Consider the following 23,459-nt stretch of genomic DNA (forward strand, 5'->3'; position numbering starts at 1 on the left):
CAAACTTTATAAAAGTCGATTTAGCTGCTCTTTTTGTGCCTATTTTTAGAAAAAACCGAGTTTGTCACACAAACTTAATCTTTCTAAAGATTCCAAAAAGGATGAATGATACGGAGGAGTTTTCTTCTCACGTGATGTAGATCACACCCCCTTCATAACATCGTTTCGCCTGGATCAGAACTATTCTGATGTGGTCGGAAGCGATCTAGAAACCGGATCTTCAGAGAGGGACTTCCCCTAGCTGGTATCCTAGTATAGAAAAGGAGTTAAAACTTTGGCAGGACATGACGTTCAATACGGGAAACATCGGACCCGTCGTAGTTTTTCAAGAATCAAAGAAGTTCTTGATTTACCAAATTTGATTGAAATCCAAACGGATTCATTTAAAGATTTTCTGGATCATGGTTTGAAAGAAGTTTTCGAAGATGTATTGCCAATTTCGAACTTCACAGACACAATGGAGTTGGAATTCGTCGGCTATGAAATCAGAGAACCAAAGTATACCTTGGAAGAAGCACGTATCCATGATGCGAGCTATTCTGCCCCAATCTTTGTAACCTTCCGCTTGGTCAACAAGGAAACAGGCGAAATCAAAACTCAAGAAGTCTTCTTTGGTGATTTCCCAATCATGACTGAGATGGGAACCTTCATCATCAATGGTGGAGAGCGGATCATCGTATCTCAGCTCGTACGTTCACCAGGTGTATACTTCAATGATAAGGTGGACAAGAACGGTAAGGTTGGCTATGGATCAACGGTTATTCCGAACCGTGGAGCTTGGCTAGAGCTTGAAACAGACTCAAAAGATATTGCTTATACTCGTATCGACCGTACGCGTAAGATTCCATTTACGACCTTAGTTCGTGCCCTTGGTTTCTCTGGGGATGACGAGATTTTTGATATCTTTGGGGATAGTGAATTAGTTCGCAACACTATTGAAAAAGATATCCACAAAAATCCAATGGATTCTCGTACAGATGAAGCTCTTAAAGAAATTTATGAGCGTCTTCGTCCAGGTGAGCCAAAAACAGCGGAAAGCTCACGTAGCTTGTTGGTAGCCCGTTTCTTTGACCCACGTCGTTATGACTTGGCCCCAGTTGGTCGCTACAAGATCAACAAGAAACTCAATATCAAGAACCGTTTGTTGAACCAAACGATCGCAGAACCATTGGTAGATGCTGAAACAGGAGAAATCCTTGTAGAAGCTGGTACCGTGATGACACGCGATGTCATCGACAGCATCTCAGAACATTTGGACGGTGATTTGAACAAGATTGTCTACACTCCAAATGATTCAGCAGTATTGACAGAACCAGTCGTTCTTCAAAAATTCAAGGTTGTGGCACCAACGGATCCAGACCGCGTTGTCACTATCATCGGCAATACTAATCCAGATGATAAGGTTCGTACCATCACTCCAGCTGATATCCTTGCTGAGATGAGCTACTTCCTTAACTTGGCTGAAGGTCTTGGACGCGTGGATGATATCGACCACCTTGGAAACCGTCGTATTCGTGCCGTTGGTGAATTGCTTGCCAACCAAGTGCGTCTTGGGCTTTCACGGATGGAACGTAACGTTCGTGAACGGATGTCTGTTCAAGATAACGAAGTATTAACACCTCAACAAATCATTAACATCCGTCCAGTAACTGCAGCAATCAAAGAATTCTTTGGTTCTTCTCAATTGTCACAGTTCATGGACCAACACAACCCACTTTCTGAGTTGTCTCACAAACGTCGTTTGTCTGCCTTAGGGCCTGGTGGTTTGACACGTGACCGCGCTGGATATGAAGTCCGTGACGTGCACTATACCCACTATGGACGTATGTGTCCAATTGAAACACCTGAAGGACCAAACATCGGTTTGATCAACAACTTGTCATCCTACGGACACTTGAACAAGTATGGTTTCATCCAAACGCCATACCGTAAAGTAGACCGTGAAAAAGGTGTGGTCACCAACGAAATCGTTTGGTTGACAGCTGATGAAGAAGATGAGTACATCGTAGCCCAGTCCAACTCTAAGTTGAACGAAAAAGGTGGTTTTGCTGAGCCAATCGTTATGGGACGTCACCGTGGTAACAACCAAGAGTTCCCATCTGATCAAGTCGACTACATGGACGTATCTCCAAAACAGGTAGTTGCCGTTGCTACAGCATGTATTCCTTTCTTGGAAAACGATGACTCCAACCGTGCCCTCATGGGTGCCAACATGCAACGTCAGGCTGTGCCATTGATCGATCCAAAAGCGCCTTACGTGGGTACTGGTATGGAATACCAAGCAGCCCATGACTCAGGAGCTGCAGTCATTGCGCAACATGATGGGAAGGTTACTTATGCCGATGCTGACAAGGTAGAAGTTCGTCGGGAAGATGGATCTCTTGATGTTTACCATATCCAAAAATTCCGTCGTTCAAACTCAGGTACGGCTTACAACCAACGTACCCTTGTAAAAGTTGGCGATGTCGTTGAAAAAGGCGACTTTATCGCAGACGGTCCATCGATGGAAAAAGGGGAAATGGCCCTTGGTCAAAACCCAATCGTTGCCTACATGACATGGGAAGGTTACAACTTCGAGGATGCCGTTATCATGAGCGAACGCTTGGTGAAAGAAGATGTCTACACATCTGTTCACTTGGAAGAGTTCGAATCAGAAACGCGCGACACTAAGTTAGGCCCTGAAGAAATCACTCGTGAAATTCCAAACGTTGGGGAAGATGCTCTCAGAAACCTTGACGAAATGGGTATTATCCGTATCGGTGCGGAAGTAAAAGAAGGCGATATCTTAGTTGGTAAGGTGACACCGAAGGGTGAAAAAGACCTTTCTGCTGAAGAACGTCTCCTCCACGCTATCTTTGGAGATAAATCTCGTGAAGTGCGTGATACTTCTCTTCGTGTACCTCACGGTGGAGATGGTGTCGTTCGTGATGTCAAGATCTTTACGCGTGCAAACGGAGATGAATTGCAATCGGGTGTCAACATGTTGGTTCGTGTTTACATCGCACAAAAACGCAAGATCCGCGTCGGAGATAAGATGGCCGGTCGTCACGGAAACAAAGGTGTTGTATCCCGTATTGTTCCTGTTGAAGACATGCCTTACCTTCCAGACGGTACACCAGTTGATATCATGTTGAACCCACTTGGGGTGCCATCACGTATGAATATCGGTCAGGTTATGGAACTTCACCTTGGTATGGCAGCTCGTAACTTGGGTATCCACATCGCAACACCAGTCTTTGACGGAGCAAGCTCAGAAGACCTCTGGGATACCGTTAGTGAAGCAGGTATGGATAGCGATGCCAAGACCATTCTTTACGATGGCCGGACAGGTGAGCCATTTGACAACCGTGTCTCTGTCGGTGTCATGTACATGATCAAGCTTCACCACATGGTTGATGATAAACTCCACGCTCGTTCTGTCGGACCATACTCAATGGTTACCCAACAACCACTCGGAGGTAAAGCTCAGTTTGGTGGACAACGTTTCGGGGAAATGGAAGTTTGGGCCCTTGAGGCTTATGGCGCATCTAATGTCCTTCAAGAAATCTTGACCTACAAGTCAGATGATGTCAACGGACGTTTGAAAGCTTATGAAGCGATTACCAAAGGAAAACCAATTCCAAAACCAGGTGTACCAGAGTCCTTCCGAGTACTCGTGAAAGAATTGCAATCACTTGGATTGGATATGCGTGTCCTAGATGAAGATGACAAAGAAGTCGAACTTCGCGATCTTGACGAAGGGGAAGACGACGATGTCATCCACGTAGATGATCTAGAAAAAGCACGTGAAAAAGTAGCCAAGGAAGCTCGCGCGGCTTTTGAAGCTGAAGGGAAAGAAGAATAATTTAATATGTAGTTCAAGAGGATGGAAAACCTGAGAAGGTTCTCTATCCCAAGCTTTAGGCTTGAAGGAAATTCCTTCTCTCCTTCGCCAAAAAGCAGAAGAACATACAATCTATAATGAACATAAAGAAAGGTAAGAAATAGTGGTTGATGTAAATCGTTTTAAAAGTATGCAAATCACCCTAGCTTCTCCAAGCAAAGTCCGTTCATGGTCTTATGGAGAAGTCAAAAAACCTGAAACAATCAATTACCGTACGTTGAAACCAGAACGTGAAGGACTCTTTGATGAAGTCATCTTTGGACCGACAAAAGACTGGGAATGTGCGTGTGGAAAATACAAACGGATCCGTTACAAAGGGATCGTTTGTGACCGCTGTGGTGTGGAAGTAACACGTGCCAAGGTTCGTCGTGAACGCATGGGACACATCGAATTGAAAGCGCCTGTATCACACATCTGGTACTTTAAAGGCATCCCTTCTCGTATGGGGTTGACCTTGGACATGAGTCCTCGTGCCCTTGAAGAAGTCATCTACTTCGCAGCTTACGTGGTGATCGATCCAAAAGATACACCGCTTGAGCACAAGTCCATCATGACAGAGCGTGAATACCGTGAACGCTTGCGCGAATACGGACCAGGTTCTTTTGTAGCTAAGATGGGGGCAGAAGCGATCCAAGACCTCTTGAAACAAGTGGATTTGGAAGCAGAAATTGCTGTCTTGAAAGAAGAATTGAAGACTGCAACTGGTCAAAAACGTGTGAAGGCTGTTCGCCGTTTGGATGTCTTAGATGCCTTCTACAAATCTGGCAACAAGCCAGAATGGATGGTTCTCAACATCCTTCCTGTTATTCCACCAGATCTTCGTCCGATGGTTCAATTGGATGGTGGCCGTTTTGCCGCCTCTGACTTGAATGACCTTTACCGTCGTGTGATCAACCGGAACAACCGCTTGGCGCGTTTGCTTGAGTTGAATGCCCCTGGTATCATCGTGCAAAACGAAAAACGGATGCTCCAAGAAGCCGTTGATGCTTTGATCGATAACGGTCGTCGTGGTCGTCCGATCACAGGACCAGGTAGCCGTCCACTGAAATCATTGAGCCACATGCTTAAAGGGAAACAAGGACGCTTCCGTCAAAACTTGCTCGGTAAACGGGTGGACTTCTCAGGACGTTCCGTTATCGCCGTTGGTCCAACTCTTAAGATGTACCAATGTGGTGTGCCACGTGAAATGGCAATCGAGCTCTTTAAACCATTCGTTATGCGTGAAATCGTTGCTCGTGATATCGTTCAAAACGTTAAAGCGGCTAAACGCTTGGTAGAACGTGGAGATGAACGTATCTGGGATATCCTCGAAGAAGTGATCAAAGAACACCCAGTGCTTTTGAACCGCGCACCGACCCTTCACCGTTTGGGTATCCAAGCCTTTGAGCCAGTCTTGATTGATGGTAAGGCCCTTCGCTTGCACCCACTTGTCTGTGAAGCCTACAATGCCGACTTTGACGGGGACCAAATGGCCATCCACGTACCGCTTTCAGAAGAAGCCCAAGCAGAAGCACGTATCTTGATGCTGGCTGCTGAGCATATCTTGAACCCTAAAGATGGGAAGCCAGTCGTTACCCCATCTCAGGATATGGTATTGGGGAACTACTACCTCACTATGGAAGAAGCTGGTCGTGAAGGCGAAGGCATGGTCTTCAAAGACCGTGATGAAGCGGTTATGGCCCTTCGCAATGGCTATGTTCACTTGCATACTCGCGTCGGAATTGCGACGGATAGCTTGAACAAGCCATGGACAGAAGCGCAACAACACAAGATTCTCTTGACAACTGTTGGTAAGATCCTCTTTAACGATATCATGCCTGCAGAACTTCCATATCTTCAAGAACCAAATAATGCCAACTTGACAGAAGGCGTTCCAGCTAAGTATTTCTTGGAGCCTGGTCAAGATGTCAAAGCAGCGATTGAAAAATTGGAATTAAACGTTCCATTCAAGAAGAAAAACCTTGGAAATATCATCGCGGAAATCTTCAAACGCTTCCGTACAACAGAAACGTCTGCTTTCTTGGACCGTTTGAAAGACTTAGGTTACCACCACTCAACCCTTGCTGGTTTGACAGTGGGGATTGCCGATATTCCAGTTGTTGAAGACAAGGCTGAAATTATTGAAGAATCTCACAAGCGTGTAGAACAAATCACCAAACAGTTCCGTAAAGGGATGATTACAGATGATGAGCGCTACAATGCGGTTACAGCTGAATGGCGTGCAGCCCGTGAGAAATTGGAAAAACGTCTGATTGATAACCAAGATCCGAAGAACCCAATCGTTATGATGATGGACTCTGGAGCCCGTGGTAACATCTCAAACTTCTCACAGCTTGCCGGTATGCGTGGTCTGATGGCTGCTCCAAACGGACGTATCATGGAATTGCCAATCCTTTCAAACTTCCGCGAAGGTTTGTCAGTACTCGAAATGTTCTTCTCAACTCACGGTGCCCGTAAAGGTATGACCGATACGGCCCTTAAGACAGCCGACTCAGGTTACTTGACTCGTCGTTTGGTTGACGTTGCCCAAGACGTGATCATTCGTGAAGATGACTGTGGAACTGACCGCGGACTTCTGATTACCTCTATTACAGATGGTAAAGAAATGATTGAACCATTGGAAGAGCGTTTGACAGGTCGTTATACCAAGAAAACTGTTAAACATCCTGAAACAGGAGAAGTCATCGTTGGTCCAGATACCTTGATTACAGAAGATATCGCTCGTGACATCGTCAATGCAGGTGTTGAAGCAGTGACCATCCGTTCGGTCTTCACATGTAACACTCGTCATGGTGTCTGCCGTCACTGTTATGGTATCAACTTGGCGACTGGTGATGCGGTTGAAGTTGGTGAAGCAGTTGGTACAATCGCTGCCCAATCTATCGGGGAACCTGGTACACAGCTTACAATGCGTACCTTCCACACGGGTGGGGTTGCCTCAAATACCGATATCACGCAAGGTCTTCCTCGTGTCCAAGAAATCTTTGAAGCTCGCAATCCGAAAGGGGAAGCGGTCATCACTGAGGTCAAAGGGGAAGTCACAGCTATTGAAGAAGATGCTTCTACACGTACCAAGAAAGTCTTTGTTCGTGGTGCGACTGGAGAGGGAGAATACGTTGTCCCTTACACAGCCCGCATGAAAGTCGAAGTGGGAGATCAAGTCTCTCGTGGTGCGGCTCTTACAGAAGGATCTATCCAACCAAAACGTCTCCTTGCCGTTCGTGATGTCTTGTCAGTTGAAACTTACCTCCTTGCGGAAGTACAAAAAGTATACCGTAGCCAAGGGGTAGAAATCGGCGACAAACACATCGAGGTAATGGTGCGTCAAATGATCCGTAAGGTTCGCGTTATGGATCCAGGAGATACAGACCTTCTCATGGGTACGCTCATGGATATCACAGACTTTACAGATGCCAACTGTGATGTGGTTATTTCTGGTGGGGTTCCTGCGACGGCTCGTCCTGTCCTTATGGGAATCACCAAAGCCTCTCTTGAAACCAATAGTTTCTTGTCAGCGGCTTCCTTCCAGGAAACAACTCGTGTCCTCACTGACGCAGCCATCCGCGGTAAGAAAGATCATCTTCTTGGACTTAAGGAAAATGTTATCATTGGTAAGATTATTCCTGCTGGTACAGGTATGGCTCGTTACCGCAACTTGGAACCACAAGCAGTCAATGAAGTCGAAATTATCGAAGAAGTTCCAGTCACAGAAGAAGCAACTGAAATGGTTGAAGCAACTGTAGTGGAAGAAAATTAATCCCAAAAGAAGCTTTACTGATTATCAGTAGGGCTTCTTTTTGTTTGTGTCAAAAAATAGCCTAGCTTTCCTTCGTCGGGGTATATTTTGAAAGAAAATGGAGAAAATGTTCGGGAAATTTACTGTATTTTTCTTTCATAAGCAGAATTCTTTTATTATCAAAGGATTTTATATATAATATTGGATACAAAGGACGGAGAGAAATATGTATCAAGTAATTGAAATGTATGGGGATTACGAACCCTGGTGGTTTTTAGAAGATTGGGAGAAGGACATTGTTACTAGTCAGAGTTTTGATGACTATTATGAAGCCCTCAAATATTACAAACGCCAATGGTTACTTTTAAGAGAGCAATCTCCATTATTTAAAAGTAGAAGTGATTTAATGACGATTTTTTGGGATCCTGAGGATCAGCGCTGGTGTGAAGAATGTGCGGAATATGTGCAACAATATCATTCAGTCGCCTTGCTAGAAAACGATCAGAAGATTCCGAGGAGCAAGCGCCGTCCAGGTTACGAAAAAGAGAATGCCCACACGGCGCATCGCTCTTGTAAGCTAGGCTACGAGACCAATAATCTATAGGAAGAGAAATTCAATATGCAGTTGAGTTTCTTTTTTTTTGCTCTTTTTTCTAAATTCAGCGTTAGTTGGCCAATTATTTGCGAATTATATAGTGAAAGGAGGAAATATGGTTCAAGAAATTGCACAATCCATAATTCGAATGGCATCGAATGCCGAAGCTCAGGATATTTATTTTGTTCCTCGATCGTCAGACTATCAGCTCTTTTTAAGGGTTGAGGATGAGCGACGCTTTATCGAGACCTATTCACAAGAACAAATGGTAGCGGTCGTCAGCCATTTTAAGTTTATGGCAGGGATGAATGTGGGGGAAAGGCGCCGGAGTCAATTGGGCTCCTGTGACTATTCTCTAGGGGATAAGGTCTTGTCCTTACGTTTGTCTACTGTGGGAGACTATAGGGGGTATGAGAGTTTGGTCATTCGCCTGCTCCACAATGAGGATCGGGAGCTCCGTTTCTGGTTCGACCAACTTCAAGAGCTTGAAGAGAAGGTGAGTAAGCGGGGGCTCTACTTATTTGCGGGTCCAGTCGGATCGGGGAAGACGACACTGATGCATGCCCTAGCCAAGAAAAAATTTTCGGGGCAACAAGTCATGTCAATTGAAGATCCGGTAGAAATTAAGCAGGAAGAGATGCTGCAACTGCAACTCAATGAAGCGATTGGCATGACCTATGATAGCTTGATTAAACTGTCTTTGCGTCATCGCCCAGATCTCCTCCTCATCGGAGAAATCCGTGACACGGAGACAGCTCGCGCAGTTATTCGGGCTAGTCTGACAGGTGTGACGGTCTTTTCTACCATCCATGCCAAGAGCATTCCTGGGGTCTATGAACGTCTATTGGAGTTGGGGGTGAGTGAGGAGGAGTTACGGATTGTCCTTCAAGGGATATGTTACCAGCGTTTGATAAAGGGAGGAGGTGTCACTGACTTTGCCATCCATGATCACCAAAACCACTCCAGTCAAAAGTGGAACCAGCAAATGGATGCGCTTTATGAAGCGGGACATATTGAGCTGGATCAGGCGCAAGCCGAAAAAATTATCGATTGCTAAGCAAGAGCATGTCATTGAGCTCTTTCACAATCTTTACAGTAGTAGCTTTCATCTATCTGAGGTCATCGACTTTCTTCGGCGCAGTCAATTGGTAGAGGCCAATTTTGTTGAAAGAATGCAGGTCGGACTGGCCAACGGAAAGCCTCTGTCAGCCATTCTCTCTGATTTAGGCTTCTCCGATCAGGTAACGACTCAATTAGCACTGGCAGAGCAGCATGGAAATGTTACCTTAAGTTTGGAAAAAATCCGTAGCTACCTGGAAAATCTGACCCAGGTTCGAAAGAAACTAGTTGAGGTGGCGACCTATCCTGTGCTCTTGCTGGGATTTTTGATCTTGATTATGCTGGGGCTGAAAAACTATCTCTTGCCTCAGTTGGAGAGTCAAAATGGGGCGACACGACTGATCAGTGTCTTTCCCCAGTATGTTTTGTTAGGGAGTGTGGTGTTGACGATTGGAGTTTTGATTCTCCTCTTCCTAGGCCGTCGTGCCAAGCGGCTGGCCCTGGTTTCATGTTTGGCTAGACTTCCTTTTCTTCGCCCCTTCTTACAGGATTATCTGACAGCTTTTTATGCTCGAGAATGGGGAAGTATGATTGCCCAAGGGTTGGAGCTGAATCAAATTTTTCCTGTGATGCAGGGGCAACGTTCCCGTCTCTTTCGAGAGATTGGACAGGATTTAGAAGTGGCGTTGGCTCGTGGCAGGTCTTTTTCTGACCATATTCAGACCTATCCTTTCTTTAAACGAGAGCTGGCCCTCATGATTGAATATGGGGAGGCCAAGTCCAAGCTCGGTAGTGAGTTGGAAATCTATGCAGACAAGACCTGGGCAGGCTTTTTCCATCGTTTGAACAAGGCCATGAATGTCGTCCAACCACTGGTCTTTGTCTTTGTTGCTCTTATGATTGTTTTGCTCTATGCAGCCATGTTGCTGCCAATTTATGAGAATTTGGAGGTTCCTTTATGAAATCATTGCGTACACTCAAGGTAAAAGCTTTTACTCTAATTGAAATGAAGGATAGTAAAATTCTTTATATTCTCCAATTTATGACAATCCGCTCAGATGTCACTTGGACCTTATCAATCAACGCCCTAGCAATGGCCTTTTGGCCATCATAATCAATGCTTGCGATATCCTCACAGTCCAGTACCTGTTTTATATTATTTCTTCGTTCCTGACTTTGTTTTTCTGGGTCATTTTTTAGCTCTTCCTCAAGTGCCGTCCTCATCGTCATAAATTCTGAGGACCTTTTTTGTAGTTCATCCAAGGTGATGCGATCATCAATATACAAGTCATTCAGCCTGCTCAGTTTCTTAGTTAGCTCATCAATTTGTTTCTGATAGCTATCACGATCTATAGCGCTTGATTGGGTACTAAATAGTTGCTCGATATAACTCTGGTCATGCTGTAGCTTGCTTATTTCTGTAATGACATATTTCTCTAATTCGTCCTTGTCATAAGCTCCAGAGTGGCATTTTTGATTGTTGTTATAGACGGTAACCCCAGTTGTCTTCCTAGGATGCCGTTGGTAGCATTCGTATCTGATAAACCTAGTACCGTCTTTACGGATACCGCCCATTATTAACTTGAGAGGTGCGTGACAATAACCACACTGAGCCATCCCTGACAGCATATACTTAGCCTGAAACGGTCTAGGGTTAGTCTTCTCTGCTGCAGTCCTCTGTCTGATTTTTAGCTCCTCTTGCGTCCTCTTGTACACGTATTCTGAGATGATGGACTCATGCTCTCCAGGGAATAGCTGGCCCTTGTACTGATTGTAGCCACAGTAGACAGGGTTCGATAGGATCCCTCTGACAGCTCTGTAATTCCAGCTAATTTCTTTTGGGTAGCGCTCGTTTAAGTCATCTCTTAATTTGGTAATAGACCGACCTGCCAGATATCGTTCAAAAATGTACTTAACCACTAGCGACTGTGCTGGGTTTATAATCAGGGAACCTGTTTCTTTTTTGTAATCATAACCATAGGAAGTTCTGCCCCACATCATAGACTTACCAGACTTAGCACGTCCTAGTTTGCCTAATTGCATCCGTTCCTTGATTTGCTCTCTTTCGAACTCAGCTATTGCAGATAAAAGAGTTAGAAATAAAGTACCCATAGCTGAAGAAGTATCTATATTTTCTTGGATCGATACAAAATCAATTTTATTTATATTAAACACATCTTTAATCAAATAAAGTGTATCTCTTACATTTCGTGATAGTCTATCGAGTTTGTAAACTAAAACCGTGTCAAACAAACCCTTTTTTACATCGTTAATCAAGTTTGCCATTTCAGGGCGCTTCAAACTACCGCCAGAGAAACCGGCGTCAATATACTTGTTATAAACATCCCACCCCATAGCTTCACAATACTTCTCTAAGCTATCAATTTGCCCGTCTATAGAGTATCCTTCCTCGGCTTGATTCGTGGTGCTCACTCGTGCGTATATGGCGACTTTCCTAATCATTCGAGCCACCCCCGCATTCAGAATACTTCCAAGCAAAACCGCCAGCCTTTTTTCTTGTACCTTTGCAGCACATTGAAATACAAGAAAGGTTAATTTTCAGAGTTTTACTAGCATCCGTCATGCTATTCCACTCTTTTACCACATTCCCGTCTAGGTCCATTTGCAGAACCTTTTTATTACTATTTTTTCCAAGCGCCCTAATAGTGTCGATTTGAGACTGCTGCACGGATTTTAACCCAGTTTTAAATGCGTGTTTAACATTTTCACTAGCAGAAACCCACTCTAAATTATCAACAGCATTATTGGTTTTATTACCATCAATATGGTTTACTTGCGTCTTCGTTTTTGTATCTGGGTTGTCAATAAAGCAAGTAGCAACAATTCTATGAACAAAGTAATGCTTCGCTTTTCCGTTTTTAGTGAGCGCTACGGTGTGATACCCAAATTGCGTAAGTTTCTTTTTCAAAACTCTGCCTTTCAACAATCGGAAACCGTCCCATTTTGGCACAACTTTGTCTAGGCTTCTAACATTCCCTAAATCGCTAACTTCGTATAGATCTTCGTAACCTACAACTTTTTTCCATTTTTCCATTTTTTTACTCCATTCTATGATAAAATAGAGTATAGTAAAACAGCCTAAGAATTAGGTGTTTTGCTATACAATTTTCAAACCTCACGCTCTCCTCGACCAAAATTTGAGCGTGGGGCTTTTTATTTTTTGCGATACTCGTTATCGCATGTTCTAAGCCCGTCTATGTGTAGACTTAGACTGTCTTTTATGTTTCCGCCAAGAGGATCTAAGATAAAATCAATCCCCTCTCTACGAGCTAATTTTGCAGCAGGTACAAAGTCGCTGTCTCCAGCGATTAAAACTATCTTATCAACTTGATGTTTATAAGCCAAAGAAGCAATATCTAAACCTATGCGCATATCTACACCTTTTTGTTGAAGGTTCAAGGCAAAATGCTTTTGTTCAAGATCTTCTACAGTTAATCGCCCATTTAATAATTGTTTCGTGTACTTTTCTTTGAGATTAAAGTGGGCCGTGCTTTCGCTTAGTTCTCCTAAACGTAAAGCGATTTTCCTCTTATGGCTTAATTCATTAAAAAAGTCGAGTGTCCAAGCTTTTGTCTCGCTCTTGCTGAAATCAATTGTTGTTTTTAGTGCAGGGTGATAGACTTGCTTATCAACTGGAGGGCAGTCATAGTAGAATATTCTATACAGCTCATGTATGAGTTGTTTTTTAAAGGTCGTTTCGACAATGTGACGATTACAGTAGCTATAAAGTCTCTCTGCACTCGCTTTTGCTGTTTCGTGTCCAAAGACGGCAGAACTCCTTTTTCTATAATATCCACCGTCTACCAAAATGGCTGTTTTCATCGTTCCTCCATTTAAACAAAAAAGCTGCGATTTCGACGATTCCCTTATGGTGGGGTGCCTACTCTCAACAGCTGTGTTTACTTGTTTATGTAATAATGTTATTACACAATTTGTAAAAAGTCAACTGTTTTCTCTTTTTTAAATAAAATCTTTAATATTTTTAAAAAATTATTTTATTTTTCTCTATAAATATCTACGACTTCCCCAATAGTTCGGATGTCGTCATTCTCTGTTAGATAGATTTCCTCATAGCTATTATTTAGACTTTGCAAGTACCAGCGTCCATCATAATCTCTCTTAAGTTTTTTAACAAAGTTTTTCTCGTTTACTTGGAAGATACCGATTGAGTTGACATCAATTTGACTAGCTACCCTGATAAATAATAGATCGTTATCCTCTATAAGTGGCTCCATTGAGTCGCCAGCTACTTTAGCAATAGTGTCATACTCGTTAGGAACATCATTGGCTCTCAGTCTTACCTCCATGTGGAGATTATCCTCTTGGAAAGTACCATGACCTGCAGCTACTAACCCCTCTACATAATCAGTAATGTAGTCTTCATCTTCTTCTGCTTTGAGCTTATCGAAAATAGAAACTACCTCAGGTTTCTCTTGTTCCTCAAGCTGTCCCTTGGCAAAGTCTAGTACTTTTTCCTGTCTTGGCTGTTCTAGCTTATTATAGATTGAGATGATTTCAGCTTGGTCTACATTACTTTCTTTTTGGATACCTAGCAGGTACTCAGGAGTGATGTTCAAAGCTCTTGCAAAATCATCAGCTCTATTAAGAGGAAACTCTCTTGTCTTGTTGAAGTATCTTGACATGGTGGATTTTGCAATCCCTACACGCCTAGCAAGCTCACTCATTGACAATCCTTTTTCATCTATATTCTCTTGAATAAGTGAAATGATTTCATCATTAGTTCTCATGTTTTTCCTTTCTTCGGACTTTGATAGTTCTATTATATCACCGTTCCCGAAAATATACAAGAGGAATGATAAAAAACATTTTTTTGATATTTTTTAATAAAAAGAGTTGACAAATTGGAACAAGAGGGTTTATAATGGAATCGTTCCAAAACGGGAACTAAAAAATCAAAAAAGGAGAGCACGGTATGACAATCAACTTGAAACGGTTGAAAGCTGAGCGTATCGCAAGCGGTATGACACAAGATGAAGTGGCTCACCGCATGGGGTGGAAAACACGTACACCTTACGCAAAGCGAGAGAATGGTATTGTATCTATTGGTGCTGACGAATTAGCAAAGATTACTTTGATTTTTGGTCTGCCTATGGAGAAGATAACTATTTTTTTTGAAGATAACGTTCCCAAAAAGGAACGATTGTTAGCGTAGAAAGGAGAACCTATGGAAGAAATTAAAATTCGTGAGGATAAAGTATCCTTGAACGGCCAAGAATTAAAAACTCTTACAGGATTTGAAATAAAAAGCACAACCGAGAACGGCTATGCAGAAGTGAAATTAACTTTACTTGCTAAATTGACCTGAGAGAGGAGATAGAAAAATGCTAGCAATTTTAACAATCACTAACATTGTATGTGCAGTTATCAACCTAATCACATTTTTTGTAAATAGGAGTGAATGATTTAGATTTAGAGAAAAAATGGATTTGCTTATTTGTTGTTACCTTAATCTTGTAAGGGGCTTTATTCAAGTAGTAGGAAAAGCCTACACTTGAATTAGGGAAAAGATCTGTTTCATCTTCAAATGGTTCGGAGTACCAAATGCTATCAAGGAGAGGCAAAGGAATACGACTCAATCCGTATTCGTCAGTTGCATATCTTGGAACAACCGAACTGGGGTCAAAACCGTTGTCAAAGATTTCTTTACCGTTTATATCAAAAAGTTGAACACTTTTTATGACAACGGCAACATTTGAGGTATTTACCAACTCAAAGTTATATTGATAATCTGATTTTGGGTCAACTCTATCTTTGAAACAGTTGGAAATCTTAACAGTTGCCCTATTCATTGCAACTGAATAAAGTAGCCCAATAACACCTGTAACAGCACCAACCCAAGCAGCAATAATATTAAGCATATCCATATTATCTAAAATCCATGAAATCATTTCAGTACCTCACGTTTTTATTTTTATTATACCAAACTAGAAAGGAGCACAGATGAACGAACTCATCAACGTAACTCTAAATGATAACCATGAGCCTGTGGTATCTGGTAGACAGCTACACGAAGCTCTGGAAGTCAAAACAGAATATAAGAAGTGGTTTAGTCGGATGACTGAATACGGCTTTAACGAAAATGAGGACTTTTTAAGGGTGACCCAAAAATGTCGCACCCCTGGAGGTCTGCAAGAAATGGCTGACCACGTCATCAAGCTAGACATGGCCAAAGAAATTGCTATGATCCAGCGAACAGAACGAGGCAAGCAGGTCCGACAATACTTTATCCAAGTAGAAAAGGACTTTAACAGTCCTGAGAAGATTATGGCAAGAGCCTTGCTTATGGCTGATCAGAAAGTCCACAAGCTAGAGGCTCAGATTGAGGCTGACCGTCCTAAGGTGCTATTTGCAGAGGCGGTCAGCGCTAGTCACACATCTATCTTGGTTGGAGAACTTGCCAAGCTACTCAAACAAAACGGGGTAGACATCGGAGCAACACGCCTGTTTAGCTGGCTACGAGCCCACGGATACCTAATCAAACGTAACGGACGGGATTGGAATATGCCGACGCAGAAGAGCGTAGAGATGGGGCTTATCCGAGTCAAAGAAACAAGCATCACGCACGCTGATGGCCACATCACAGTGAGTAAAACGCCACTCGTCACTGGCAAAGGCCAACAGTACTTTATCAACAAATTCCTTGATCAGGAATATTTGATGGCTTAGAAAGGAGAAGATCAATTTATGAGTGAAATAGGCAAGTACCTTGAAATCTCTGGTGACATCGCTGGACGAATCGAACTAGAAAACGAAAAAGACCTACTTGTCCGCAGGGCGATAGTCGTTGATGGACACATCGGTCTATGTGAACAAGCGGTCTATATTGATAAGAAAGTGCTAGATAACTATTGGGTCAAGACAGTAGAACTATCTACTGTTCCTGAAACCATCAACAGCGTTGACAGCACTGATTTGATTAGGAAATGGTTGAACATGTAGATTGACGCTCTCGTGTCCATTGACATACTCAACGCACTTTACCAAATAATGCTCAGATTTATGGTCTGCTGACTTAGCAATGACAGAACCTATGGCAGGAATAGCGGGCAATGTCATTGGCACAGACTCAACATGGCCATCAATCACGATGTAACAAGTAGTCATAGCTTATCCTCCTTTCGTTGGGATAAGTTTATTATAGCAAAAAGCACCCAACAGAAGTCGGGCGCTTAGAAAAACAACTAACTAAATTATATCACAGGAGAAAGGAAAACAAGTGCAAGAAATAGCATTATCAAATAACCTATCTCAAATTGAGCTAGAAATCAGCCATCACAAACAGATTGCAGGTCAGTCCATTTGGGAAATTGGTAGGCGATTAAATCATGTAAAGGAAAACGATCTTGCTCACGGTGAATTCATGGATTGGTACCTCGGTCTCGGTATTGATAAGGATTTCGCCAGTAAATCAATGAAAATTGCTAAAGAACTTCCAAATTTCGAAACGTTTCGAAATTTAGGAACAACAGCACTTCATTTGATTGCAACTCTTCCAGAAGAAGAAAAACGGGAGCAGATCCAGCGGATTGAAGATGGTGACACTCCGACAGTACGAGAGTTGCAGGAAATTAAGAAACGGCTCAAACTCAGCCAACAAGCGAATGAGCTTCTAAGGGGCGAGAATAGCCGTCTAAAAGAGGCTACAGTCAAAGAAGTTGTGAAAGAAGTCGAAGTCACACCACCTGACTATCAGGAAGCACTCCGAAAAGCGAGAGAATCAGAAGCCTATGCTGAAAGAAACGCATTTCTTGAACAACAGCTAAACCAATTATCGGAACAGCGGGATAAGGCCAATAAGTATGATGACCTTGAACGGGCCATAGAGCAAGGAAGAGGCCAGCTAAACGAGCAACAGAAAGAAATATCCAGCACCAAAGAAGCCATTGCCTTTCTGAAAAAAGGGAATCAATTCCTAGCAAATTTTGGAGGTGTCGCTTATTTAGATATTCAATCCGTCTTACCTAAAAATGCTCAATTAAAGGCCGAAGTTGAGACGTTTGCTAGTCAGTTGAAGATACTACTAGGCGACGTTAATACAATCTTAGGACAGTCACGAAATGAAATTTTGGAAGGAGAAATCTTATGACACAAGAAATTGTAGGTCAAAGCAGAGATCATCAAAATCAACTCAAAGAAATCGGCGTAATGCGGAAGATGCTAGATAGCATTGAGAATCATGAAGAGCGCATTACGAACCTAGAAGATACAATGCGGGTCAATGCGGTTCAGGAGACAGTCTTGACCGAAGAAGTAAATAAAATTGTTGTCGGATTCCTTAATGGCAAGCAAGCACCAGCTTATCAAGATAGATCAATCCGAGGCCGTGCCTATTCGTCAATTAATAAGGACATTCGGAAACAATTTGGCGTCCGACGCAAGGAAATCCCAGCCAAGGAATACCAAAACGCAGTTGTTTTTATCAGACAATGGCAACCAGATTTTGAGTTACGGCAGGAAATACAGACAGCGAACGCAATTCAAGCATAAAAAAAGCACCTGACAGGAGATCAGGAACTAGGAAAAATCTATAAGGACATTATAACATGACTAAAACTAAAAATCAATGGCGACCGCGCATTATCAATGTGATGGCAGATGGAAGTCAGTTAGAAGACTTGACGGGATATGTCATCCCAAAAGATAGCGGTTACTACAACGCTATCAGACGAATTAATAAGGAGAAACAAGAATGTTTGAACCAACATTAACAAGCCAGCTATTAGGTGCTGGATCAATCGCAGTTAGTTTCTTTGTAGCAGGCTTCATGACTTGCTACTTTGATGTCAAGAAGAAAGAAAAAGAACAACGGAAGCAAGCTAAAATCAATGAACTACTTGAAATGCAAGAAGGCTATGAGCAAGAAATTAAATTGAGCGTGTGGGATGACCTCGCAGAATATCGCAAGCATTCTGTCAGCGACAACGATTTTAAAACTTGCTAAGAGGTGCATGATATGACTATTGAAGCAATGCACGAAGCAATCAAGCCTTACTTAACAGACGCACAAGAAACACGGCTAGAGCGTCTAAAGATGGCTAGCCGGTTGAAGTACGAGACTGAGGTATTTGAGTTGCATGAGAAGTTGATGGAAGGAGATTAAATGGCAGTAAATAGACGATATTACTGGTTACAACTCAAAGAAGACTTCTTCAAATCAAAGGAAATGAAGCTGATGCGGAAATTGCCTGGAGGGGAAGAGTTGACCATTATTTATCTGAAAATCATGCTGGCCAGTCTTCCAGACGAAGGAAAAATCTATTTTGAGGGTTTAGCTGAAGATTTAGCTGAAGAACTAGCTTTACTGATTGACGAAGATACTGAAGCCGTCAGAATGGCGCTCATGTTTTTATCAAAGAAAAATCTACTGACTACAAATGATAATTATCAATTCACTTTGGAACAAGTTCCAGAGATGATAGGTAGCGAAACAGCAAGCACCCGTAGGTCTCGCAAGCACCGAGAGGGTCAAAAAGCGTTGCAATGCAACACCGATGCAACAAAACGCAACGGAGATATAGAGATAGATATAGACCTAGACCTAGACCAAGAACAAAAAAATGCAGTTGGTGGTGAAAATTTAATTTTTAAAAAATTGAAGGAAGCCTTCGGTGAAATGAGCGTGAATGGCACTATGGTCGAAGAGGTTGAAAGACTACTTAAACAGTACGGACAAGAACTTGTAGTTTTAGCTTTGAACGAAACGATCTTAAATGCAGGTAAGTCTCTTAGATATACTATGTCAATCCTCCAACGTTGGGACGGCCAAGGATTGAGAACGGCTGGACAGATTAAAGCAGCCGACGAAGAATACGAACGGAAGAAATTCAACAAAACTCAAGTTGATTCTTACGGGGGTATTCCTTCTTGGTCCAATTTAAGGCCAGAGAATCAGAAAGAACCAGAGTCGGAAATGTCTGACGAAGAATATGAAATACGGTTAAAGGAGTTTCTAGCCAGTGAATAAAATTGATTTTAAGAAAGTTAAGACTGACAACAACCTGTTCCGTGAGTTTGAACGGTTTATGAAAGAACGCTTTAACACACAGATCACTAAGCAACAGTATGTAGAGTTTGTGCAGACTTGCGCTAGTGGCGATGGTTATTATCTCAATCCATTTTATATGTGTGCGTGGCTACTCAAGAAGCCTGTACAAGTGATTGAGGACCGATGGTATCAGAAAAAGGAGAATGTACATGTTTCCATTTGATTATGACCGTGACTATTTACAACCAGAACCAGAGCGTGAGACCCGTGATCCTGATGATTGGGTATGCGTAGGTGGACGCTGGGTATACATAGGAGACGAGTGATATGGAAGTAAATTGTCATGATGATGCGTACTGGCGCAAGTACTATGAGAGACTTTGCCACAACCTGGGCGAAATCGTAGACGAACAGCAAGACAAAATAATCTCGCTAAGCAAGAAAAACAGCCGTTTAAAGCGTGAAATTTGGAGCATGAAGAAAACACAAAGGAGAATAAGATGACGAATATACCTTCGAACAAAGGGCAAAGTTATATCAGTATTGAAATGTCACCAAAACAAAAAGAATTAATCGGAGTTTTAGCCGAGATTGAAGGCTCTACGCCGGGAGACTTGCTGAACAGAGTAGTCGAGCGATTTATCGACAGCAATCTAGGGCTTATTGATGATTATAGAAACGGTTTGGACAGCTTGAAGCAAAATGCTAGACGCAGACTGTCAATGAAGATTTAAGGAGAAGAACAAAATGGCAACACTTTATGAATTGACTGGAATTTATCAACAAATCTATGACATGGATATGGACGATGAAACCAAACAAGACACGCTAGAGAGCATTGACTGGACGGAGGACTTTGAGAACAAAGTGGAGGGATATGTCAAAGTTATTAAAAACCTTGATGCAGATATCGAAGTCCGTAAAAATGAAATTGACCGCTTGAAGAAGTTGAACGATGCTGACAAGTCGAAGAAAGAGCGAATGAAAATAGATCTAGCGACTAGCATGGAATTGACTGGACATGAAAAAGTTGACACCACGCTATTCAAGGTGTCATTCAGAAAATCCGAAGCCGTGGAAGTGGATGACTTGCTTCTTCCAGAAGCCTACAAAGTTGCAACGTGGAAAGCTGATAAGGAGCGCTTGAAAGAAGATTTGAAGAATGGACTTGAAATTTCAGGAGCTGAATTGGTGAAGCGTAAGAATTTAAATATTCGGTAAGGAGACGGTATGAATAAATCAGAAACAATAACAGAGTTGAGCAAGGCTTTTGCTAAGACTCAAAAAGAGATGAAACAGCCTTTAAAAGATGCAAACAATCCATTTTTCAAAAGCAAGTATGTGCCACTTGAAAACGTGGTGGAAGCAATCACAGAGTCAGCAAGTAAGAACGGGCTATCATTCACGCAGTTTCCTTCCAGTGATGAAGCTGGGAATGTGACGGTAGGAACACTGGTGATGCACGAGTCGGGTGAATGGATTGAATACGATCCGATCAAGATGAAACCAGTCAAGAATGACCCTCAATCAATCGGGTCAGCTATCACTTATGCTAAACGGTACGCACTATCTGCGATCTTTGGGATTACTAGCGACCAAGACGACGACGGCAACGAAGCCACGCAAGCGAAGAAGCAACCAGCGAAGAAAGCTAATGATCCGGTTATCTCAGTAGAGGAAGCCAACCGCTATTTAAAAGAGATAGCCACTATTGCAGAAGCAAAAGGGAAAGAAGATGGCTCGATCGCCAAATGGTTCTTACAACATTTAAACGTGGCAGACTACAAGCAGATTAAACAATCGCAAGTAGAGCAAGCAGAAATGCTATTAGGGAAATTGAAAGGAAATTAATAAATGTTAAACAATGTCGTACTTGTCGGGAGACTTACCAAAGATCCAGAATTACGATACACCCCAAACAACCAAGCAGTAGCAACTTTCAGCTTGGCAGTGAATCGAAATTTCAAGAGTCAAAATGGCGAACGTGAAGCGGATTTTATCAACTGCGTGATTTGGCGACAACAAGCAGAAAATTTAGCGAATTGGGCTAAGAAAAGGGCGTTAATTGGTATCACTGGACGCATCCAGACTCGCAATTATGAAAATCAGCAAGGGCAGCGTGTGTATGTGACTGAGGTTGTAGCTGAAAACTTCCAGTTACTGGAATTTAACAAGCAGAACGATCAAAATCATACACAAAGCCACAGCCAACAACCAAACTTTGGGCGCAATGAACAAATGCAAAGCAATCCGATGGACATCTCAGATGATGATCTCCCATTCTAAGCCTATGACTTGGATTGAAGAACATTTTGCCAGAGAGTATCCAGAAATCAAATCCATACAAGATATCTGGGACAAGGACGATTTAGGCGGATACGAAACACAGCGGTATTCGAGGGAGTTTAACAAAGTGATTATCACTAACGACTTGACCGCTATTAGTAACGATCTAAGATCAATCGGACTTACTCTTTCGGACTTTAAACAACAACTAACTCTATTTTAAGGAGTATTGAATGACTGAACCAATAATCATGCAGTTTGAACTAACTCGTAAGCAGATGATATCTGCGAATGACCGCTTGCACTTCCAACAGAAAGCTAAAATCACACGCTTTCTAAGGGAACTTGCGAAATACGAGGGTCAGAACACTCTCAAGGACTGGTACGGCTTGCCTTTTACGAAAGATAAGCCGTGCAAGGTTCGGGTGGTAGTATTCCCGCCTAGAAACTATCAGTATGACCCTCCGAACTGGTCACCTACTAGTAAGGCGCTACTGGACGGTCTGACAGATGCAGAATTTTGGACAGATGACAACTACAACATCATCAAAGAGGTCAGCTTCTGCCACGGCGGAAAGTCTGGCACGGAGAAATATAAAATCAAATTAGAAATCATGGAGATAGAAAAGTGAAGAAGCTGATAGATATTATTATCTACTTTATCATGATAGGTCTACTGTTCGCACTGTACTCCCAACATCAAGAAATATACAGACTGAAATACAAGAGGCCAGAGACTATCTACTACGTGGATAATATGGCTGGTGTCGTGACTGGAAAGGAATTTGACGGTGAGCGATACAGTATCACAGTTAGCGGATATGGCAAGTTTTTGGTAAACAAAGAGCAGTATGACCGTGCAGTTATCGGGAAGGGATGGAAACATGAATAATCAAGAGTTGATTGAGAAATATGAAAATGAGCTGAAGGATATCCAATTAAAATTTGGAGCAAGTTTTAAGACAAAAGTCTACGAGGATCTTATAAAAGATTTAAAACAACTAGATGAACCGCAGAAAGTCACAATCCCGCAGTTTGTGGCGGATTATATTGAATCCGAAAAGGATTCGGAATGTGGTTTGCTAGGCTCGATGAAGGATGTACCTTATGAAGACAATGCAGAATTAAGAAAGTGGTTCTACAAAGGTGGTAATGTTGAAGTTTTTGCCCGTGCTTGGCTTGACGGCTACGAGGTCGAAAAAGAGAAGCGGTATTTGGTAAAGATGAAAGGGTTTGAAGAAGAATATAATTTTTTAAATTACTTTATAAATACTAAATTATGGATAATCCAAAGTGATGCAAATAATTCTAATTATAGAACGCACCACACCCGCAAAGAACTTGAACAAGCTGGTTTTGGCTGGGTGTTTGATTGCCCGGGGATTGATATTGAAGAGGTGGAAGAATGAATAAACAAGAGTTGATTGGAAATTACAAAAGAATTTCCAATTTTTGTGAAACAGTTTCGGTTAATAAGGTTATTCAAGAATTAGAACAATTGACCGAACCGAAGAAAGTCCAAGTACCGCAGTTTGTTGCGGATTGGATTGATAACATGAAATGTCAAGGGAAGACCCTATATTATGGATTGGATCACACGCCACCAGAAGAAGTAGATTTGTGGTTTTGTGAAGATGAAGTAAATCGACAAAACACCTTTGCCCGTGCATGGCTTGACGGCTACGAGGTCGAGGAAGAAAAGCGGTATTTGGTGAAGATGAAAGGAATGACAGATGGATGCAGTTACCTAAATTATCGCAAAATCATAGATGAATGGTTCTTAGGCGGGGACAGTGAACCGGTAGATTATCGTACAAGACACACCCGAAAAGAGCTAGAACGAGCCGGTTTTGGCTGGGTGTTTGATTGTGAA

The 23,459-nt window shown here is 42.3% G+C and carries 30 protein-coding genes; 25 read left to right on the forward strand and 5 right to left on the reverse strand.

What is annotated here, in order from left to right; genetic code table 11:
- The first annotated feature begins 274 nt into the window (after positions 1 to 274).
- The 5 genes from rpoB to comGB all read left to right on the forward strand — a co-directional run bounded on the left by rpoB (position 275) and on the right by comGB (position 10,235).
- Positions 275 to 3,844: a DNA-directed RNA polymerase subunit beta gene (gene rpoB, locus QZ158_RS00780; RefSeq protein ID WP_293873244.1), complete on the forward strand. Its 3,570-nt coding sequence runs from the start codon at positions 275 to 277 to the stop codon at positions 3,842 to 3,844.
- A gap of 142 nt (positions 3,845 to 3,986) precedes the next feature.
- Positions 3,987 to 7,640, forward strand: a complete 3,654-nt coding sequence (gene rpoC, locus QZ158_RS00785; RefSeq protein ID WP_293873247.1) for a DNA-directed RNA polymerase subunit beta' — start codon at positions 3,987 to 3,989, stop codon at positions 7,638 to 7,640.
- Positions 7,641 to 7,845: 205 nt separating this feature from the next.
- Positions 7,846 to 8,223, forward strand: coding sequence for a DUF1033 family protein (locus tag QZ158_RS00790; protein ID WP_293873250.1), 378 nt, complete (start codon positions 7,846 to 7,848; stop codon positions 8,221 to 8,223).
- A 106-nt stretch (positions 8,224 to 8,329) separates the two neighbouring features.
- Complete coding sequence (gene comGA / locus QZ158_RS00795; protein WP_293873253.1) at positions 8,330 to 9,271, forward strand: competence type IV pilus ATPase ComGA; 942 nt, start codon at positions 8,330 to 8,332, stop codon at positions 9,269 to 9,271.
- Positions 9,213 to 10,235 (forward strand): competence type IV pilus assembly protein ComGB, encoded by a 1,023-nt coding sequence (comGB, locus tag QZ158_RS00800; RefSeq protein ID WP_293873256.1) that lies wholly within the window; start codon positions 9,213 to 9,215, stop codon positions 10,233 to 10,235. The genes comGA and comGB overlap by 59 nt, the downstream gene beginning before the upstream one ends.
- Positions 10,236 to 10,299: 64 nt before the next feature.
- Here the strand turns inward: comGB and QZ158_RS00805 are convergent, their stop codons facing one another.
- The 4 genes from QZ158_RS00805 to QZ158_RS00820 all read right to left on the reverse strand — a co-directional run bounded on the left by QZ158_RS00805 (position 10,300) and on the right by QZ158_RS00820 (position 14,042).
- On the reverse strand, positions 10,300 to 11,736 hold the full coding sequence (locus QZ158_RS00805; protein ID WP_293873259.1) for a recombinase family protein: 1,437 nt from the start codon (positions 11,734 to 11,736) through the stop codon (positions 10,300 to 10,302).
- On the reverse strand, positions 11,729 to 12,328 hold the full coding sequence (locus tag QZ158_RS00810; RefSeq protein ID WP_293873262.1) for an NUMOD4 domain-containing protein: 600 nt from the start codon (positions 12,326 to 12,328) through the stop codon (positions 11,729 to 11,731). The genes QZ158_RS00805 and QZ158_RS00810 overlap by 8 nt, the downstream gene beginning before the upstream one ends.
- Before the next feature lie 119 nt (positions 12,329 to 12,447).
- On the reverse strand, positions 12,448 to 13,116 hold the full coding sequence (locus QZ158_RS00815; RefSeq protein ID WP_293873265.1) for an NYN domain-containing protein: 669 nt from the start codon (positions 13,114 to 13,116) through the stop codon (positions 12,448 to 12,450).
- A 173-nt stretch (positions 13,117 to 13,289) separates the two neighbouring features.
- Positions 13,290 to 14,042 carry an XRE family transcriptional regulator gene (locus QZ158_RS00820; RefSeq protein WP_293873268.1) on the reverse strand — a complete coding sequence of 251 codons (753 nt, stop codon included), beginning with the start codon at positions 14,040 to 14,042 and terminating at the stop codon, positions 13,290 to 13,292.
- Positions 14,043 to 14,227: 185 nt separating this feature from the next.
- On the opposite strand from QZ158_RS00820, the gene QZ158_RS00825 reads away from it, so the two are divergent.
- Positions 14,228 to 14,467 carry a helix-turn-helix transcriptional regulator gene (locus QZ158_RS00825; protein WP_293873271.1) on the forward strand — a complete coding sequence of 80 codons (240 nt, stop codon included), beginning with the start codon at positions 14,228 to 14,230 and terminating at the stop codon, positions 14,465 to 14,467.
- 12 nt (positions 14,468 to 14,479) lie between these two features.
- Entirely contained in the window at positions 14,480 to 14,620 is a 141-nt protein-coding gene (locus QZ158_RS00830; protein WP_155719708.1) for a hypothetical protein, read from the forward strand.
- Positions 14,621 to 14,684: 64 nt separating this feature from the next.
- Here QZ158_RS00830 and QZ158_RS00835 read toward each other — a convergent pair whose 3' ends face one another.
- Positions 14,685 to 15,203: a hypothetical protein gene (locus QZ158_RS00835; RefSeq protein WP_293873284.1), complete on the reverse strand. Its 519-nt coding sequence runs from the start codon at positions 15,201 to 15,203 to the stop codon at positions 14,685 to 14,687.
- Between the two features lie 52 nt (positions 15,204 to 15,255).
- Between QZ158_RS00835 and QZ158_RS00840 the strand changes: the two genes are divergently transcribed.
- The 18 genes from QZ158_RS00840 to QZ158_RS00925 all read left to right on the forward strand — a co-directional run.
- Entirely contained in the window at positions 15,256 to 15,981 is a 726-nt protein-coding gene (locus QZ158_RS00840) for a phage antirepressor KilAC domain-containing protein (RefSeq protein ID WP_293873287.1), read from the forward strand.
- Between the two features lie 18 nt (positions 15,982 to 15,999).
- On the forward strand, positions 16,000 to 16,254 hold the full coding sequence (locus tag QZ158_RS00845) for a hypothetical protein (protein WP_293873290.1): 255 nt from the start codon (positions 16,000 to 16,002) through the stop codon (positions 16,252 to 16,254).
- A gap of 277 nt (positions 16,255 to 16,531) precedes the next feature.
- Positions 16,532 to 17,401 (forward strand): DUF3102 domain-containing protein, encoded by an 870-nt coding sequence (locus QZ158_RS00850; RefSeq protein ID WP_293873293.1) that lies wholly within the window; start codon positions 16,532 to 16,534, stop codon positions 17,399 to 17,401.
- A complete protein-coding gene (locus QZ158_RS00855) occupies positions 17,398 to 17,802 on the forward strand; it encodes an ORF6C domain-containing protein (RefSeq protein WP_293873296.1) in 405 nt (134 codons plus the stop codon). The genes QZ158_RS00850 and QZ158_RS00855 overlap by 4 nt, the downstream gene beginning before the upstream one ends.
- Positions 17,803 to 17,858: 56 nt before the next feature.
- Complete coding sequence (locus QZ158_RS00860; protein WP_293873299.1) at positions 17,859 to 18,023, forward strand: hypothetical protein; 165 nt, start codon at positions 17,859 to 17,861, stop codon at positions 18,021 to 18,023.
- A complete protein-coding gene (locus tag QZ158_RS00865; RefSeq protein WP_293873302.1) occupies positions 18,005 to 18,256 on the forward strand; it encodes a hypothetical protein in 252 nt (83 codons plus the stop codon). The genes QZ158_RS00860 and QZ158_RS00865 overlap by 19 nt, the downstream gene beginning before the upstream one ends.
- A 12-nt stretch (positions 18,257 to 18,268) precedes the next feature.
- Positions 18,269 to 18,415 carry a hypothetical protein gene (locus QZ158_RS00870; protein ID WP_293873305.1) on the forward strand — a complete coding sequence of 49 codons (147 nt, stop codon included), beginning with the start codon at positions 18,269 to 18,271 and terminating at the stop codon, positions 18,413 to 18,415.
- A complete protein-coding gene (locus tag QZ158_RS00875) occupies positions 18,416 to 19,279 on the forward strand; it encodes a phage replisome organizer N-terminal domain-containing protein (RefSeq protein WP_293873308.1) in 864 nt (287 codons plus the stop codon).
- Positions 19,272 to 19,523: a hypothetical protein gene (locus QZ158_RS00880; RefSeq protein WP_293873336.1), complete on the forward strand. Its 252-nt coding sequence runs from the start codon at positions 19,272 to 19,274 to the stop codon at positions 19,521 to 19,523. Before QZ158_RS00875 ends, QZ158_RS00880 begins: the two co-directional genes overlap by 8 nt.
- Positions 19,524 to 19,800: 277 nt before the next feature.
- Positions 19,801 to 20,034 (forward strand): hypothetical protein, encoded by a 234-nt coding sequence (locus tag QZ158_RS00885; protein WP_293873311.1) that lies wholly within the window; start codon positions 19,801 to 19,803, stop codon positions 20,032 to 20,034.
- A gap of 13 nt (positions 20,035 to 20,047) precedes the next feature.
- On the forward strand, positions 20,048 to 20,521 hold the full coding sequence (locus QZ158_RS00890) for a siphovirus Gp157 family protein (RefSeq protein ID WP_293873314.1): 474 nt from the start codon (positions 20,048 to 20,050) through the stop codon (positions 20,519 to 20,521).
- Between the two features lie 9 nt (positions 20,522 to 20,530).
- A complete protein-coding gene (locus QZ158_RS00895) occupies positions 20,531 to 21,151 on the forward strand; it encodes an ERF family protein (RefSeq protein ID WP_293873317.1) in 621 nt (206 codons plus the stop codon).
- A 3-nt stretch (positions 21,152 to 21,154) separates the two neighbouring features.
- Entirely contained in the window at positions 21,155 to 21,586 is a 432-nt protein-coding gene (ssb, locus tag QZ158_RS00900; RefSeq protein WP_293873320.1) for a single-stranded DNA-binding protein, read from the forward strand.
- Positions 21,567 to 21,809: a hypothetical protein gene (locus QZ158_RS00905; protein WP_293873323.1), complete on the forward strand. Its 243-nt coding sequence runs from the start codon at positions 21,567 to 21,569 to the stop codon at positions 21,807 to 21,809. The genes ssb and QZ158_RS00905 overlap by 20 nt, the downstream gene beginning before the upstream one ends.
- Before the next feature lie 10 nt (positions 21,810 to 21,819).
- A complete protein-coding gene (locus tag QZ158_RS00910; protein ID WP_293873325.1) occupies positions 21,820 to 22,218 on the forward strand; it encodes a hypothetical protein in 399 nt (132 codons plus the stop codon).
- Positions 22,215 to 22,478: a DUF1372 family protein gene (locus tag QZ158_RS00915; protein ID WP_366928163.1), complete on the forward strand. Its 264-nt coding sequence runs from the start codon at positions 22,215 to 22,217 to the stop codon at positions 22,476 to 22,478. The genes QZ158_RS00910 and QZ158_RS00915 overlap by 4 nt, the downstream gene beginning before the upstream one ends.
- Entirely contained in the window at positions 22,471 to 22,995 is a 525-nt protein-coding gene (locus tag QZ158_RS00920; protein WP_293873327.1) for a DUF1642 domain-containing protein, read from the forward strand. The genes QZ158_RS00915 and QZ158_RS00920 overlap by 8 nt, the downstream gene beginning before the upstream one ends.
- Positions 22,992 to 23,459: DUF1642 domain-containing protein (locus QZ158_RS00925; protein ID WP_293873330.1), on the forward strand; the 468-nt coding region annotated here is incomplete at its 3' end. The genes QZ158_RS00920 and QZ158_RS00925, both read left to right, overlap by 4 nt.

This window comes from Streptococcus sp. A12 (assembly GCF_905372335.1).
GTDB lineage: Bacteria > Bacillota > Bacilli > Lactobacillales > Streptococcaceae > Streptococcus.

Excerpts from the sequence above, each read along its gene's own strand:
- QZ158_RS00790 (WP_293873250.1), top strand. The coding sequence starts at position 7,846 with ATGTATCAAGTAATTGAAATGTATGGGGATTACGAACCCTGGTGGTTT.
- comGA (WP_293873253.1), top strand. The coding sequence starts at position 8,330 with ATGGTTCAAGAAATTGCACAATCCATAATTCGAATGGCATCGAATGCC.
- comGB (WP_293873256.1), top strand. The coding sequence starts at position 9,213 with ATGAAGCGGGACATATTGAGCTGGATCAGGCGCAAGCCGAAAAAATTA.
- QZ158_RS00805 (WP_293873259.1), bottom strand. The coding sequence starts at position 11,736 with ATGATTAGGAAAGTCGCCATATACGCACGAGTGAGCACCACGAATCAA.
- QZ158_RS00810 (WP_293873262.1), bottom strand. The coding sequence starts at position 12,328 with ATGGAAAAATGGAAAAAAGTTGTAGGTTACGAAGATCTATACGAAGTT.
- QZ158_RS00815 (WP_293873265.1), bottom strand. The coding sequence starts at position 13,116 with ATGAAAACAGCCATTTTGGTAGACGGTGGATATTATAGAAAAAGGAGT.
- QZ158_RS00820 (WP_293873268.1), bottom strand. The coding sequence starts at position 14,042 with ATGAGAACTAATGATGAAATCATTTCACTTATTCAAGAGAATATAGAT.
- QZ158_RS00825 (WP_293873271.1), top strand. The coding sequence starts at position 14,228 with ATGACAATCAACTTGAAACGGTTGAAAGCTGAGCGTATCGCAAGCGGT.
- QZ158_RS00830 (WP_155719708.1), top strand. The coding sequence starts at position 14,480 with ATGGAAGAAATTAAAATTCGTGAGGATAAAGTATCCTTGAACGGCCAA.
- QZ158_RS00835 (WP_293873284.1), bottom strand. The coding sequence starts at position 15,203 with ATGATTTCATGGATTTTAGATAATATGGATATGCTTAATATTATTGCT.
- QZ158_RS00840 (WP_293873287.1), top strand. The coding sequence starts at position 15,256 with ATGAACGAACTCATCAACGTAACTCTAAATGATAACCATGAGCCTGTG.
- QZ158_RS00845 (WP_293873290.1), top strand. The coding sequence starts at position 16,000 with ATGAGTGAAATAGGCAAGTACCTTGAAATCTCTGGTGACATCGCTGGA.
- QZ158_RS00855 (WP_293873296.1), top strand. The coding sequence starts at position 17,398 with ATGACACAAGAAATTGTAGGTCAAAGCAGAGATCATCAAAATCAACTC.
- QZ158_RS00860 (WP_293873299.1), top strand. The coding sequence starts at position 17,859 with ATGACTAAAACTAAAAATCAATGGCGACCGCGCATTATCAATGTGATG.
- QZ158_RS00865 (WP_293873302.1), top strand. The coding sequence starts at position 18,005 with ATGTTTGAACCAACATTAACAAGCCAGCTATTAGGTGCTGGATCAATC.
- QZ158_RS00870 (WP_293873305.1), top strand. The coding sequence starts at position 18,269 with ATGACTATTGAAGCAATGCACGAAGCAATCAAGCCTTACTTAACAGAC.
- QZ158_RS00875 (WP_293873308.1), top strand. The coding sequence starts at position 18,416 with ATGGCAGTAAATAGACGATATTACTGGTTACAACTCAAAGAAGACTTC.
- QZ158_RS00885 (WP_293873311.1), top strand. The coding sequence starts at position 19,801 with ATGACGAATATACCTTCGAACAAAGGGCAAAGTTATATCAGTATTGAA.
- QZ158_RS00890 (WP_293873314.1), top strand. The coding sequence starts at position 20,048 with ATGGCAACACTTTATGAATTGACTGGAATTTATCAACAAATCTATGAC.
- QZ158_RS00895 (WP_293873317.1), top strand. The coding sequence starts at position 20,531 with ATGAATAAATCAGAAACAATAACAGAGTTGAGCAAGGCTTTTGCTAAG.
- ssb (WP_293873320.1), top strand. The coding sequence starts at position 21,155 with ATGTTAAACAATGTCGTACTTGTCGGGAGACTTACCAAAGATCCAGAA.
- QZ158_RS00905 (WP_293873323.1), top strand. The coding sequence starts at position 21,567 with ATGATGATCTCCCATTCTAAGCCTATGACTTGGATTGAAGAACATTTT.
- QZ158_RS00910 (WP_293873325.1), top strand. The coding sequence starts at position 21,820 with ATGACTGAACCAATAATCATGCAGTTTGAACTAACTCGTAAGCAGATG.
- QZ158_RS00920 (WP_293873327.1), top strand. The coding sequence starts at position 22,471 with ATGAATAATCAAGAGTTGATTGAGAAATATGAAAATGAGCTGAAGGAT.